Origin of the sequence: Streptomyces sp. R-74717 (genome assembly GCF_047305335.1) — a bacterium.
GTDB lineage: Bacteria > Actinomycetota > Actinomycetes > Streptomycetales > Streptomycetaceae > Streptomyces > Streptomyces atratus.
This window is the reverse complement of sequence record NZ_CP102361.1, coordinates 3,704,966-3,716,870: the sequence shown is the minus strand read 5'-3', so window position 1 is coordinate 3,716,870 and position 11,905 is coordinate 3,704,966. Positions and strand designations below refer to the sequence as shown.

The following is an 11,905-nucleotide window of genomic DNA, read 5'->3' as shown; positions in this document are numbered from 1 at the left end:
TACATCACTCTGCGACAGAGATTCAGGAATCCGCAAGAGGGTGCTAGGTCACACTCGTGCAACGTGCTGGACATCTGAATGTTCAACTTGGCACGGTAAGCGCGATGTTTGTGGAATTGGGAACGATGTGACCTATTCCGCGGCGTTGATCCGCGTGCTCAACGGTCTGCACCGGCAGGGGTGGGGGCGATATTGTCGTGATCATGGCTCCGTTCGAACATGATTTCCCCTTCGATCCGGCTTACGGGCGCACGCTCGACGACCTGCTGCTCATCCCCGCTCCCGCCGCCCCGGACGACTTCGACGCCTTCTGGCGGGCCCGGTACGAAAAGGCCCGCAAGGTCGCCACGGAGCCGGAGATCGGCCCGCTGGAGGACGAGCGCGATGGCGTACGGATTCACGGCGTGACGTTCACGTCGGTGGGCGGGGTGCGGCTCGGGGGCTGGGTCGTGCTGCCCGCCGAAGGGAGCGCGGAGTACGGATTCGTCTTCGGGCACGGTTACGGAGGCCGGCAGGAGCCGGGCCCCGACGTGCCGCTGCCGTTGCCCCGGGCGGCGGCGATCCTGCCCTGCGTACGGGGCATGGGAGCGCGTAGCCTGCATCCGGGCATCCCGGACGCGGCCGACGGCCATGTGCTGCACGGCATCGAGTCGCGCGACAGCTATGTCATCGGCGACTGCGTGGCGGACCTGTGGTGCGCGGCGTCGGCGCTGCACGAGCTGGTGCCGGAACTGGCGCCCGGGGAGGGCGGCCCGCGGCTCGGATACCTCGGAGAGAGCTTCGGTGGCGGGCTCGGTGCGCTGGCTCTGCCCTGGGACGACCGGTTCGGGGCCGCGCAGCTGACCGTGCCGACCTTCGGCAACCATCCGTTGCGGCTCACGCTGCCGTGTGTGGGCAGCGGGGAGGCGGTGCGGGGTTATCACCGGGAGCACCCCGAGGTCACCGAGGTGCTGCGGTACTTCGACGCCGCCACGGCCGCGACGCGGCTGGAGCTGCCCACGCTGGTGGCTGCGGCACTCTTCGATCCCTCGGTGCCGCCGCCGGGGCAGTTCGCCGTGCACAACGCGCTGGCCGGTGAGCACGAGCTGCGGGTGCTGAGCGCGGGGCACTTCGAGTACGAGGGGCTGGCGGCGGAGGTGGCGGAGCTGCGGGCGGACCGGCGGCGGTTCTTCGGGGCGCGGCTGGGGCGGTGACGTGGGGGTGGGGTGGTGACCGGGGTTGCGGCCCCTGCTGCCCGCGGCATCGCACGTCAGGGTCCAGCCCACACACGATCGGCGGTGCGAGCGGGGCGAGGGCCTGCGCGCCGGGTTGTACTGATCGCCGCCGCTCAGCGGACCGCGGTCTACTCGTCGCGAGTCACCCGGGCGTGATCCGTCACCACCCGCCGGAACAGGTCGTGCCCGGTGCGCCCGCTGTGGCCGAGCGCCCAGTCCTGGGCCCCGGCCTGCTCGTCCCGGGCGCCGGATTCGGCTACGCAGCCATCAGCGACACAGAATGCTTCGAATGCCACCCTGCTCTCGGGGGCGTGCCGGATCGTGTGCGCCACGTAGCGATACACGGTGCGTGTCATCGGTCGCCCCTCCCGTGCGGATGCTGACGGATCTCGACGTTGCAGTCCACGACACCGGAGAGGTCTCGCAGCCGATAGCACTCGGTGCGCTGCGCCAGCAGCGCCGTGCACACATCGCAGCCGGGGTCTTCCGGCTCGGGGTCCGGCGGGGGAAAGGGATTGCGCTGTTCGATCTGCTGCCACAGTCCCCGTGTCATGCCATGTCCTTTCACCGCCGCTGATGACGAGATCGTCGTGCCGGTCACCGGGACGGTGGAACCTCGTACGTTTCCCACTTCGGGACGTCCCGCGGCATGTAGAACGTCCATATGCAGAACGAGCGGTTAAGAGCCGCCATGGCATCCGGCGGGTGGACTCATGCCACCCTTGCGAGCGTCACGGGCGTGGACCCCAAGAGCGTGGAACGGTGGGTCAACCTTGGGCGCACTCCTCGACGGGCCACGGCGCTGCAGGCCGCCGAGACCTTGGGCGAGGACGTCCACGCACTCTGGCCGGCGCTCCGACAGGCACGCGCGGCACGCGCCGTCAGTCCGGAGCTCGTCGCTCTCTACGACCAGCGGGCAGACCTTCCGGTATCCGTGTTCGTGGATCTCCTCGGGGTGGCAAGTGAGCGGATCGACATGCTGGTCTACGCGGCAGTGTTCCTGCACGAGGCGTTTCCCCGGTTGAACGATCTTCTCCGGGAGCGTGCTGCCGACGGGTGCGAGGTCCGGATCGCGGTAGGCGACGCCGACAGCGAAAACGTGCAACAGCGAGGGCGGGAAGAGAAGTTCGGGCACGGTATCGAATCGCGCTGTCGACTCGCTCTCCTGCACTACCGGCCGCTGGCCGACGTACCAGGGATCGAACTGCGGACACACTCCACGACGCTCTACAACAGCCTGTTCCGGGCGGACAACCAGGTGTTGGTCAATGCCCACGTCTGGGGCGTGAACGCGTACGGTGCGCCCGTGTGGCGCCTTCGCCGCCATGGCGACGGGGGCTTGTTCGACACCTACGCGGACAGTTTCAACGCCGTGTGGCAGACAGCGCGTCCCGTGGAGGAGTGATCCGATGGCCCGGACCGAGTACTACGACGATCCCCACGCGCCCAAGCCGAACAGCATGGTCGTGGCAGCCTCGGCGGTCGTCACCGACAGCGAGGGCCGCATCCTCCTGCAACGCCGCCGGGACAACGACCTGTGGGCCCTGCCTGGCGGAGGTATGGACCTGAGCGATTCGCTGCCCGGCACGGCCGTCCGCGAGGTCAAGGAGGAGACCGGATTCGACGTGGAGATCACAGGGCTGGTCGGCACATACACCGACCCCCGGCACATCATCGAGTACAGCAACGGGGAGGTGAGGCGACAGTTCAACGTCTGCTTCACCGCGCGCATTACCGGGGGTGCGCCGGCCATCTCGGACGAGAGCACGGAACTGCGCTTCGTGAAACCGGCAGAACTCGACTCACTGCCCATGCACCACACGCAGCGCCTTCGGCTGCGCCACTTCCTGGAGCGCCGCCCTGCCCCCTACCTGGGGTAGCGGCGCACTGGCCGAACCTGCCCCGGAACTCACGTGGCCTTCCAGGGGCCGATTCCGGCGCAAACACCGGTGGGTTCGCCCTTGGGCCGGCTTGAACGGCGAGGGTTTCGTCTTCAGGGGCCGGACGGGCTTGACGTGCCGGGGGGCCTTGGCACGCCGCCCTCGTCAGCCGCAGCCGCAGCTCGCGCGGTGGATCACCGATACCGGAAGCATGAGCGACACCGGCTCGCGCCCGCTGTCGCCCAGGCGCTGCACCAGCAACTCGACTGCCTGCTCGCCGAGTTGGCGGATCGGCTGCCGTACGGTCGTCAGCGGCGGCCGTACGATCCGGCTCAGCGGAATCCCGTCGAATCCGGTCACCGCGATGTCCTCGGGCACCCGCACCCCGCGCCGCTCCAGCGCCCGCAGCGCGCCCACCGCCATCTGGTCATTGGCGAACAGCACGCCCTGTGGCCATTCGGGCCCCCGGTCGAGCAGCGCCTCGGCTGCCCGCGCGCCCTCGGCCTGCGTCATCATCTCGGCCCGCAGGTCCGGTTCGTCCGGCACCGGCAGTCCGGCCTCGCGGCAGGCCTCCTGGAAGCCGAAGAACCGCGCCTCGGCGTCCGGCGAGTCGACATCGCCCCCGACGAAGGCGAGCCTGCGCAGCCCGTGGTCCTCGATGAGATGGCGGGCCAGTTCGCGCTCCCCGTCGGCGTTCGCGACGACGATGTGGTCGAGATGGTCGATCTCGCGAGGTCCGGCGAGCATCACCACCGGCAGTCGGCGCGAAATCACTTCGAGGTCCTCGGTCGGCACGGTCCGCGCCAGTACGGCGAAGCCGTCGACCCGTCCCGCAACCTTCGCGACGCTCTCCGGTCCGCCCTCCAGTGAGGCGGCGATCAGCAGCGCGTATCCGTGCCGGCGCGCCGCCCGCTCCATGCCGCGGATGATCTGGTCGGAGTAGAGCATCACCGCGTCGTCGGCGTCGCTGTCGGCCTCCGCGTCGGCCTCGGCGTCGGGATCGGCCATGTCGGGGAAGCAGAGACCGAGTACGCCAGTGGTCCGGCTGGCCAGGCCCCGGGCGTTCCCGCTGGGTACGTAACCGAGCTGGCGGGCGGCTTCGAGGACCCGCTCGCGGGTCTGGGCGCGTACCGAATCGGGGGTGCGGTAGACCCGCGAGACCGTGGCAATGGAGACGCCCGACCGCTCGGCGACGTCGTACACCGTTGGGGCGCTCACTCGACCGACCGTCCGCTTCTTCTTCCGTACCCAAGCACCTGCTGTTGCACGTACCACCCTCTTTTGAAAGCGCATTCACCCTAGATCGCGGGCCGCGTGACGAGCAAGACCGTCCCCGGTCCCTGGCCGAAAAATAGACAGGCAACCTTGCAAGATGGCCTGTGTATTTTCTACGCTGGAGGCATGCCGGAACCCACCGAAGCCATGCCCGCCGACCCTCACGCCGAGCTGAGCGCCGAGCAGATGGCGACGCAGCTCACCGCCGTGGTCAGCCGGCTGCTGCGGCGGCTGCGCACCACCTCGTCGGACAGCCTGCTCACGCCGACGCAGCGCTCGGTGCTCGCCAGGCTGGAGCGTGAGGGCCCGGCCACCACGGCCGCGCTGGCCCGTGCCGAGTACGTACGTCCGCAGTCCATGCGGCTGACCCTCGGCGCACTGGAGAACCAGGGCCTCGTCGAGCGGGCGCCCGATCCGGCCGACGGCCGGAAGTCGGTGATGTCGATCACGGAGACCGGACTCGCGACGCTCGCCGCGGTCCGGGCAGCCAAGCACAACTGGCTCGCCGAGGCCATCGCCACCGAGCTCGACGGGGCCGAACGCCGCACGGTCGCCGAGGCCGCCGATCTGCTCGACCGACTGATCGGGAAGTGACCGGACGAGCGTCCGGCCGCGGGACGACCGGCCGGCAGGCGCCCCCGGAAGCGATGCCCCGGACAGCATCGGAACCGCCGTACTGCTGCTCGCCGGGGCCTGCTTCGGCATCCCGCAGGGGCTGACCGGTACGAGCGACCAGGCCGCCGTCCAGGCGTACGCCCCGCCCGAGAGCATCGCCTCCGCCGCCGGACTCCAGCGCACCGCCCAGTACATCGGGGCCATCACCGCATCCAGCCTGATCGCTCTCGGCTACGGACAGTCGGCGAGCGACAGGGGGCTCCACCTCATGGCAGCGGTCTCCGTCGTACTCGGCCTGCTGCTGATCGTCCTGACCGTCACCGACCGCGCCCTGCGCACCCGTACCTGAACCCCACCGATCGAACAGTCCCCCTCAGAGGAGCGCCACCATGACCGCCACCACCCTGGACCCGAAGACTGCCCTGGTCGTCGTCGACCTCCAGAAGGGCATCGTCGGCCTGCCCACCGACCCCCACCCCGCCGCCGACGCCGTCGCCAACTCCGCGACCCTCGCCGACGCCTTCCGCGCCAAGGGCCTCCCGGTCGTCCTGGTCCGTGTCACCGGTGGCGCCCCCGGCCGCAACGAGGGGCCGACGCAGTCCGGACAGCCGGCCGCCGACTGGGCGGACATCGTGCCCGAGCTCGGCCCGCGCGAGGGCGACATCGTGGTCACCAAGCACACCTGGGGCGCCTTCCACGGCACCGACCTCGACCTCCAGCTGCGCCGCCGCGGCGTCACCCAGGTCGTCGTCACCGGCATCGCGACCAGCATCGGCGTCGAGTCCACCGCCCGCTCCGCCCACGAGTACGGCTACCACGTCACTGTCGCCACGGACGCGGTCGCCGACATGGACGCCGACACGCACCGCAACAGCGTCGAGAAGATCTTCCCGCGCCTCGGCGAGACGGACACCACCGCGGCGATCGTCAAGCTGCTCGGCTGACCTTCACGTCCGGTCCCCGCGCCGGCCGATCTTGTTCCCCAGCCACACCAACGGGTCGTACTTGCGGTCCACGGCCCGCCGCAGTTCCCTACCAGGCAGGGCGCGTCGACGGGTTCGGTGCGACCGGCGGCTTCGAGCGGCGCCTTGCCCGGCTTCCGCCTCGCGCAGCCGGGCAAGGCTCCGCTCCAGCCGGCCGACGGTGCCGACCAGGTCGTCGAGACAGTGCTGAACCGCCGTCAATTCTTCTTGCAGTGACATGACTTGCTCTCACTTCCGCGGTCGCGGGCGGTCATGTTCATGCGCCTGAGAGTGTCGCGCGTCACACCCCGATTGTGAAGAGTGCGGGCCTTCCCGGTCTCGCGGGGTGTTCCGCCGCACGGGTGAGGTTCGGGGGCGCTGACGCCGTGTCTGCGCCGCCTCTCGCGCGAGGGCGCTTTCAGTGGACGGACGGAACCAGTGTGATCAACTGTAAATGCCACCAGAAACGCACAATCCGGCCCATCCGTGTGCGGGTGGGCCGGGCCGGCCCCGGAGGTATCAGCCATGTCCCACGTCGGCGTCCCGAGGGGGACGGCCCGAAAGCGCCGCTCGCTCGCGCTCCTCACGACGGGTGTGCTGACGCTCCCCGTGCTGGCCGGCTGCAGCTCCGACGACGGCGGCGGCTCCACCGGGGCCGCCGCTCCTCAGGACATCGCGGTCGCGGCCCGGAATCTGGTCGCCGCAGGGGGCACGGTCAACTGGGCGATCGACGCCGTGCCCACCACCCTCAACGCCTTCCAGGCCGACGCGAACAGCTCCACCACCCGCATCGCGGGCGCCCTGCTGCCGACGCTCTTCCCGCTGGACGCCAAGGGCAGGCCGCAGCTCGACCCGGACTATCTGGAGTCCGCGAAGGTGGTCGAGCGCGAGCCCAGGCAGGTGGTGCTCTACCGGATCAACCCGCAGGCGGTGTGGAGCGACGGCCGGGACATCGGGGCGCCCGACTTCGTGGCCCAGTGGCGGGCGCTGAACGGCAAGGACTCGGCGTTCTGGACCGCCCGCAACGCCGGCTACGAGCGGATCGAGAAGATCGAGCGCGGCGCCGACGACCAGGAGGTCCGGGTCACGTTCGCCAAGCCGTACGCGGACTGGCGCTCGCTCTTCTCGCCGCTGTACCCGAAGGAGGTGACCGGCTCCCCGGACGCCTTCAACGACGGCGCGCGGACCACCCTCAAGGCCACCGCAGGACCGTTTCGGCTGGGCAGCGTGGACACGGCTGAGGGCGAGGTCACCCTGGTCCGCAATCCGCGCTGGTGGGGCGGCCGGGCCAAGCTCGACTCACTGGTCTTCCGGGCCGTCAAGCCGCAGGACCGCACCGAGGCCCTGACCGAGGGGAAGGTCGACGTCGCGGACGTCGACGCCGCGGCGGCGCACCGGATCGTGCAGGCGGCCGGCGACAAGGGCGGCAACGGACAGCCGCTCGCCCAGGGCCCCGGTTCCGGGACCGGCCCGGCCGCCGCACTGCGCTCCTGGGCCGAGGCAAACGGCTCGGACGAAACGGCGGCGGCGGCCGCCCAGGCGGCCAGGGAGAAGAACCGGGCAGCCGCCGAGGCGTATGCCGCCGAGCAGGGCAGGCTGCGCGCGTATGCGGTCCGCAAGTCGCTGGAGCCCGCCTACACCCAGCTCGCGCTGAACGGTGAGTCCGGGCCGCTCGCCGACGACCGGGTACGCAGGGCGGTCGCCCGGGCCCTGAACCGCCAGGAGCTCGTCGACACCGTACTCAAACCGCTCGGCCTGCCCGCCACGCCGCTCGGCAGCCACCTGGCCCTGGCCGGACAGCCGGCGTACAAGGACAACAGCGGCGCACTCGGCGGCCAGGACACCGAGGAGGCGCAGGCGCTGCTGGCCGACGCGGGCTGGACGCGGGAGGGCGCGGTCAGGAAACCGGACGGCGCCAAGGCGGGCAGCGAGGTCGAGAAGAAGGGCGCGAAGAAGAAGGACAGCACCGCCGGGAAGGACGGCAGGGCGGCCCCGTCCGAGAAGCCCGGCAAGACCGGCACCGGCGACGGCAAGGCCGACAACGCCGCTCCCGAGGGCGAGCACGCCGCCGACGATGTACAGGCCGTCGTCGGCGGCGACAACAAGCCCGGCGACAGCGACGGAGCCGGCAACGCCCCCCAGGTCCTCGCCCCCGCCCCCGCCGCCGCGTTCCACAGCGCCGCTCTGCTGCGCCAGGCCGGACACCTGGCCGAGACCGGCACCACCGAGGACGTCCCCTCCGAGGTCGCCGCCCAGGACCAGCGGCCGGGCGGCGCCGCCGGTGCGTACGCCCCCGCGGGCACCGCGGCCCCCGCCCAGGCCCCCGGCGCGCGCCGCGGCCCGCTCGGCAAGGACGGCAAGGCGCTGAGCCTGCGCTTCGTCCTGCCGGCCGGTCCCGGGTCGGAGCCGCTGCGTGCCGTCGGGGACAAGATCGCGGCGATGCTCGATTCGATCGGCATCGGTACGGCCATCACCAAGGTCTCCGACGACAGCTACTTCCAGGACCACATCGCTTCCGGCGACTACGACCTGGCGCTGTACTCCTGGCCCGCCACCGCCTACCCGGCGACCGACGACCGCCCGATCTTCGCCAAGCCGGTGCCGGCCACCGACGGCTCCCTGCTGGTCGAGCAGAACTACACCCGCGTCGGTACGGACCACATCGACCAGCTCTTCGAGCAGGCGGTCTCGGAGCTCGACGAGGGGACCGCCCGGGATCTGATGGAACAGGCGGATGCCCGGATCTGGGCCGCCGCGGGATCGATTCCGCTTTATCAGCGTCCGCAGCTCGTGGCGACCGACAGAAAGCTGGCGAACATCGGCGCCTTCGGCTTCGGCGCACCCCGCTACCAGGACATCGGTTTCAAGAAGCCGCAGCCCGCCGGAGCTCCGGCAAACAAGAAGAAGTAGCAGGTCAGAACGGCGCCGGAAGCTCAGAACTGGCTCAAGTCCCTTGCCCGCCGGGGTGTCGGCGGGCAAGCTCGTATCCCGACCGGACCCGAGCCGCTCGCCCCCCACATGCCCCCCACGGGACCTTGCGGAGCCCCCACGGATCCCCCCACGGATCCCTCCGCATCCCTCTTCTCCTGCCACGCGCACTCACCTGGCGCACCCCCGGTACTGAGGTAATACCGGCCGAATATCGGTTGAAGAGTGGCTTAAGACCGGTCTCGCGGATCGGGCCGGGAAGCCCGGGACGCGCCAGCCCCGTACCATGGGGGGTAGCCGTGGCGCGTCCGCCCGGCGGGCGTACGAGGACCCGAGAGCGACTGAGACGCCTGATCCCACGATCCGAGAGAAGCGCAAGCCACCCATGCCCACGCGCCACGACATCCGTAACGTAGCCATCGTCGCCCACGTCGACCACGGCAAGACCACGCTGGTCGACGCCATGCTCAGGCAGGCCGGCGCCTTCGCCGCGCACGCCGCCGAGAACCTCGACGAACGCATGATGGACTCGAACGACCTGGAGCGTGAGAAGGGCATCACGATCCTCGCCAAGAACACGGCGGTGAAGTATCACCCCAAGGACGGCGGGGACCCGATCACGATCAACATCATCGACACCCCCGGCCACGCCGACTTCGGCGGCGAGGTCGAGCGCGGTCTGTCGATGGTGGACGCGGTCGTGCTGCTCGTCGATGCCTCCGAGGGCCCGCTCCCGCAGACCCGCTTCGTGCTGCGCAAGGCGCTCTCCGCGAAGATGCCGGTCATCCTCTGCATCAACAAGACGGACCGTCCCGACTCCCGGATCGCCGAGGTCGTCGACGAGACGTACGACCTGTTCCTGGACCTGGACGCGGACGAGGACCAGATCGAGTTCCCGATCGTCTACGCCTGCGCCCGTGACGGCGTCGCCTCGCTGACCAAGCCGGAGGACGGCACCGTCCCGCAGGACAGCGAGAACCTGGAGCCGTTCTTCTCCACGATCCTGTCGCACGTCCCGGCCCCGGAGTACGACGACGAGGCCCCGCTGCAGGCCCACGTCACCAACCTGGACGCCGACAACTTCCTCGGCCGTATCGCGCTCTGCCGCGTCGAGCAGGGTGAGCTGCGCAAGGGCCAGACCGTCACCTGGATCAAGCGCGACGGCACGATGTCCAGCGTCCGCATCACCGAGCTGCTGATGACCGAGGCGCTCACCCGCAAGCCGGCCGAGAAGGCGGGCCCGGGCGACATCTGCGCCATCGCCGGTATCCCGGACATCATGATCGGCGAGACCCTGGCCGACCCCGAGAACCCGATCGCGCTGCCGCTGATCACGGTCGACGAGCCGGCCATCTCGATGACCATCGGTACCAACACCTCGCCGCTCGTCGGCAAGGGCGGCAAGGGCCACAAGGTCACCGCCCGCCAGGTGAAGGACCGCCTCGACCGCGAGCTGATCGGTAACGTCTCGCTCCGCGTCCTGGACACCGAGCGCCCCGACGCCTGGGAGGTCCAGGGCCGCGGTGAGCTCGCGCTGGCCATCCTCGTCGAGCAGATGCGCCGTGAGGGCTTCGAGCTCACGGTCGGCAAGCCGGAGGTCGTCACCAAGCAGGTCGACGGCAAGACGCACGAGCCGATCGAGCGCATGACGATCGACTCCCCCGAGGAGCACCTCGGTGCGATCACCCAGCTGATGGCGACCCGCAAGGGCCGCATGGAGACGATGACGAACCACGGTTCGGGCTGGGTCCGCATGGAGTGGATCGTCCCGTCCCGAGGCCTCATCGGCTTCCGTACGGAGTTCCTGACGCAGACCCGCGGTACGGGCATCGCGCACTCCATCTTCGAGGGCCACGAGCCGTGGTTCGGCGAGCTGCGCACCCGTCACAACGGCTCGCTGGTCGCGGACCGCGCGGGTTCGGTGACCCCGTTCGCCATGGTCAACCTCCAGGAGCGCGGTGTCATCTTCACCGAGGCGGGCACCGAGGTCTACGAGGGCATGATCGTCGGCGAGAACTCCCGCGCCGACGACATGGACGTGAACATCACCAAGGAGAAGAAGCTCACCAACATGCGTGCGGCTTCCGCGGACACCACGGAGAACGTGGTCCCGGCCCGCAAGCTTTCCCTGGAGCAGTCCCTGGAGTTCTGCCGCGAGGACGAGTGCATCGAGGTGACCCCGGAGACCGTGCGTATCCGCAAGGTCGTCCTGGACCAGAAGGAGCGCGGCCGCGCCGCTTCGCGCGCCAAGCGCTGACCAGCGCATCTCCTGCAGCAGGACGGCCCGTTGCCTCAACTCGGTTGAGGCAACGGGCCGTTGCCTTATTGAGCCATGGAGCTCCACTGCTTCCAACGGCCGGACGCTGGACGTGGGAAGCCTGTCGGTGGTCGATGACACCAAGACGGTGTGGAACAAGGGGTACGGCTGGTGTCTCCCGAAGGGGGGCGGTCGACAAGGCGTACGCCATCAACAAGACGCTGAAGGTCAAGAAGCACAAGGCGTACCTCATCATCAGGGGGAAGATCGCAGACGCGGCGAATGAGCGCGTCGAGTGCCACCAGATCTCGCACGTGTACTTCTACCTCAAGCAGAAGTCGTAGCCCTGTGGCGGCAAGGCGTGTCAGCAAGCGCTGCGGCTGACACGCGCTCGGATTCCTGAGGCCCGGCCTCGCCCGGCAGTGGGCGAGGCCGGGCTGCTGCATGTCGCGGCCGGGGAGCGGGACGCCTCGGCGTCATCGAAAACCCTTGACGTCAAATCCATTTCGGGTGGCATGTGTCCGGAAAGCGGTCATCACTCTCCGGGGGTTGCGTTAACAGTCCGTTTCGGGCGTGTCTGTCTGGGATCGCTTTGTCCGGATTTCGGTCAACCGTGCCCTGTCGATGTTGTCAAACCGAGACCCTTTAAGTGTGGTTTACGGCCCGGCCGTACTTAATAGTTGGCTCCATTGAGCTCGGGTCAATGGGTCACGCACTGTGGGGGGTGCCGACTCACGAGCACACTCAGGGCACTGAAACGATCACCGTCAGGGG

Annotated in this window: 12 protein-coding genes and 1 pseudogene; 9 read left to right on the top strand and 4 right to left on the bottom strand. The window is 69.7% G+C overall.

The window, feature by feature from the left end:
- Positions 1-203: 203 nt before the first annotated feature.
- On the top strand, positions 204-1,193 hold the full coding sequence (locus NRF20_RS16670) for an acetylxylan esterase (RefSeq protein ID WP_413752821.1): 990 nt from the start codon (positions 204-206) through the stop codon (positions 1,191-1,193).
- A gap of 149 nt (positions 1,194-1,342) precedes the next feature.
- Here the strand turns inward: NRF20_RS16670 and NRF20_RS16665 are convergent, their stop codons facing one another.
- Positions 1,343-1,570, bottom strand: a complete 228-nt coding sequence (locus NRF20_RS16665) for a hypothetical protein (protein WP_398632396.1) — start codon at positions 1,568-1,570, stop codon at positions 1,343-1,345.
- A complete protein-coding gene (locus NRF20_RS16660; RefSeq protein ID WP_398632395.1) occupies positions 1,567-1,767 on the bottom strand; it encodes a hypothetical protein in 201 nt (66 codons plus the stop codon). The genes NRF20_RS16665 and NRF20_RS16660 overlap by 4 nt, the downstream gene beginning before the upstream one ends.
- A 111-nt stretch (positions 1,768-1,878) precedes the next feature.
- Between NRF20_RS16660 and NRF20_RS16655 the strand changes: the two genes are divergently transcribed.
- A complete protein-coding gene (locus NRF20_RS16655) occupies positions 1,879-2,619 on the top strand; it encodes an XRE family transcriptional regulator (RefSeq protein ID WP_398632394.1) in 741 nt (246 codons plus the stop codon).
- 4 nt (positions 2,620-2,623) lie between these two features.
- On the top strand, positions 2,624-3,094 hold the full coding sequence (locus NRF20_RS16650) for an NUDIX domain-containing protein (RefSeq protein WP_398632393.1): 471 nt from the start codon (positions 2,624-2,626) through the stop codon (positions 3,092-3,094).
- Positions 3,095-3,259: 165 nt separating this feature from the next.
- On the opposite strand, the gene NRF20_RS16645 is transcribed toward NRF20_RS16650, so the two are convergent.
- Entirely contained in the window at positions 3,260-4,312 is a 1,053-nt protein-coding gene (locus NRF20_RS16645; protein ID WP_398632392.1) for a LacI family DNA-binding transcriptional regulator, read from the bottom strand.
- A 183-nt stretch (positions 4,313-4,495) separates the two neighbouring features.
- Here NRF20_RS16645 and NRF20_RS16640 point away from each other — a divergent pair, with 183 nt between their 5' ends.
- From NRF20_RS16640 to NRF20_RS16630, 3 genes and pseudogenes are all read left to right on the top strand, one after another.
- Entirely contained in the window at positions 4,496-4,963 is a 468-nt protein-coding gene (locus tag NRF20_RS16640; RefSeq protein ID WP_413752820.1) for a MarR family winged helix-turn-helix transcriptional regulator, read from the top strand.
- 76 nt (positions 4,964-5,039) lie between these two features.
- Positions 5,040-5,333 (top strand): annotated as a pseudogene (locus tag NRF20_RS16635) (MFS transporter); the annotation flags it as partial.
- A gap of 40 nt (positions 5,334-5,373) precedes the next feature.
- Positions 5,374-5,928, top strand: coding sequence for an isochorismatase family protein (locus NRF20_RS16630; protein ID WP_413752819.1), 555 nt, complete (start codon positions 5,374-5,376; stop codon positions 5,926-5,928).
- A gap of 3 nt (positions 5,929-5,931) precedes the next feature.
- Here NRF20_RS16630 and NRF20_RS16625 read toward each other — a convergent pair whose 3' ends face one another.
- Complete coding sequence (locus tag NRF20_RS16625; protein ID WP_413752818.1) at positions 5,932-6,186, bottom strand: hypothetical protein; 255 nt, start codon at positions 6,184-6,186, stop codon at positions 5,932-5,934.
- A 285-nt stretch (positions 6,187-6,471) separates the two neighbouring features.
- On the opposite strand from NRF20_RS16625, the gene NRF20_RS16620 reads away from it, so the two are divergent.
- From NRF20_RS16620 to NRF20_RS16610, 3 genes are all read left to right on the top strand, one after another.
- Positions 6,472-8,856 carry an ABC transporter family substrate-binding protein gene (locus NRF20_RS16620; RefSeq protein WP_413752817.1) on the top strand — a complete coding sequence of 795 codons (2,385 nt, stop codon included), beginning with the start codon at positions 6,472-6,474 and terminating at the stop codon, positions 8,854-8,856.
- Positions 8,857-9,259: 403 nt separating this feature from the next.
- Complete coding sequence (typA, locus tag NRF20_RS16615; RefSeq protein ID WP_398632387.1) at positions 9,260-11,131, top strand: translational GTPase TypA; 1,872 nt, start codon at positions 9,260-9,262, stop codon at positions 11,129-11,131.
- 134 nt (positions 11,132-11,265) lie between these two features.
- The gene (locus tag NRF20_RS16610; RefSeq protein WP_398632386.1) at positions 11,266-11,475 is read left to right on the top strand and encodes a hypothetical protein; all 210 of its coding nucleotides are present in this window, start codon (positions 11,266-11,268) and stop codon (positions 11,473-11,475) included.
- The last annotated feature ends 430 nt before the right edge of the window (positions 11,476-11,905 follow it).

What these genes read in the sequence shown, in the direction of transcription:
- NRF20_RS16670 (WP_413752821.1), top strand. Translation starts at nt 204, where the DNA reads ATGGCTCCGTTCGAACATGATTTCCCCTTCGATCCGGCTTACGGGCGC.
- NRF20_RS16665 (WP_398632396.1), bottom strand. Translation starts at nt 1,570, where the DNA reads ATGACACGCACCGTGTATCGCTACGTGGCGCACACGATCCGGCACGCC.
- NRF20_RS16660 (WP_398632395.1), bottom strand. Translation starts at nt 1,767, where the DNA reads ATGACACGGGGACTGTGGCAGCAGATCGAACAGCGCAATCCCTTTCCC.
- NRF20_RS16655 (WP_398632394.1), top strand. Translation starts at nt 1,879, where the DNA reads ATGCAGAACGAGCGGTTAAGAGCCGCCATGGCATCCGGCGGGTGGACT.
- NRF20_RS16650 (WP_398632393.1), top strand. Translation starts at nt 2,624, where the DNA reads ATGGCCCGGACCGAGTACTACGACGATCCCCACGCGCCCAAGCCGAAC.
- NRF20_RS16640 (WP_413752820.1), top strand. Translation starts at nt 4,496, where the DNA reads ATGCCGGAACCCACCGAAGCCATGCCCGCCGACCCTCACGCCGAGCTG.
- NRF20_RS16630 (WP_413752819.1), top strand. Translation starts at nt 5,374, where the DNA reads ATGACCGCCACCACCCTGGACCCGAAGACTGCCCTGGTCGTCGTCGAC.
- NRF20_RS16625 (WP_413752818.1), bottom strand. Translation starts at nt 6,186, where the DNA reads ATGTCACTGCAAGAAGAATTGACGGCGGTTCAGCACTGTCTCGACGAC.
- NRF20_RS16620 (WP_413752817.1), top strand. Translation starts at nt 6,472, where the DNA reads ATGTCCCACGTCGGCGTCCCGAGGGGGACGGCCCGAAAGCGCCGCTCG.
- typA (WP_398632387.1), top strand. Translation starts at nt 9,260, where the DNA reads ATGCCCACGCGCCACGACATCCGTAACGTAGCCATCGTCGCCCACGTC.
- NRF20_RS16610 (WP_398632386.1), top strand. Translation starts at nt 11,266, where the DNA reads ATGACACCAAGACGGTGTGGAACAAGGGGTACGGCTGGTGTCTCCCGA.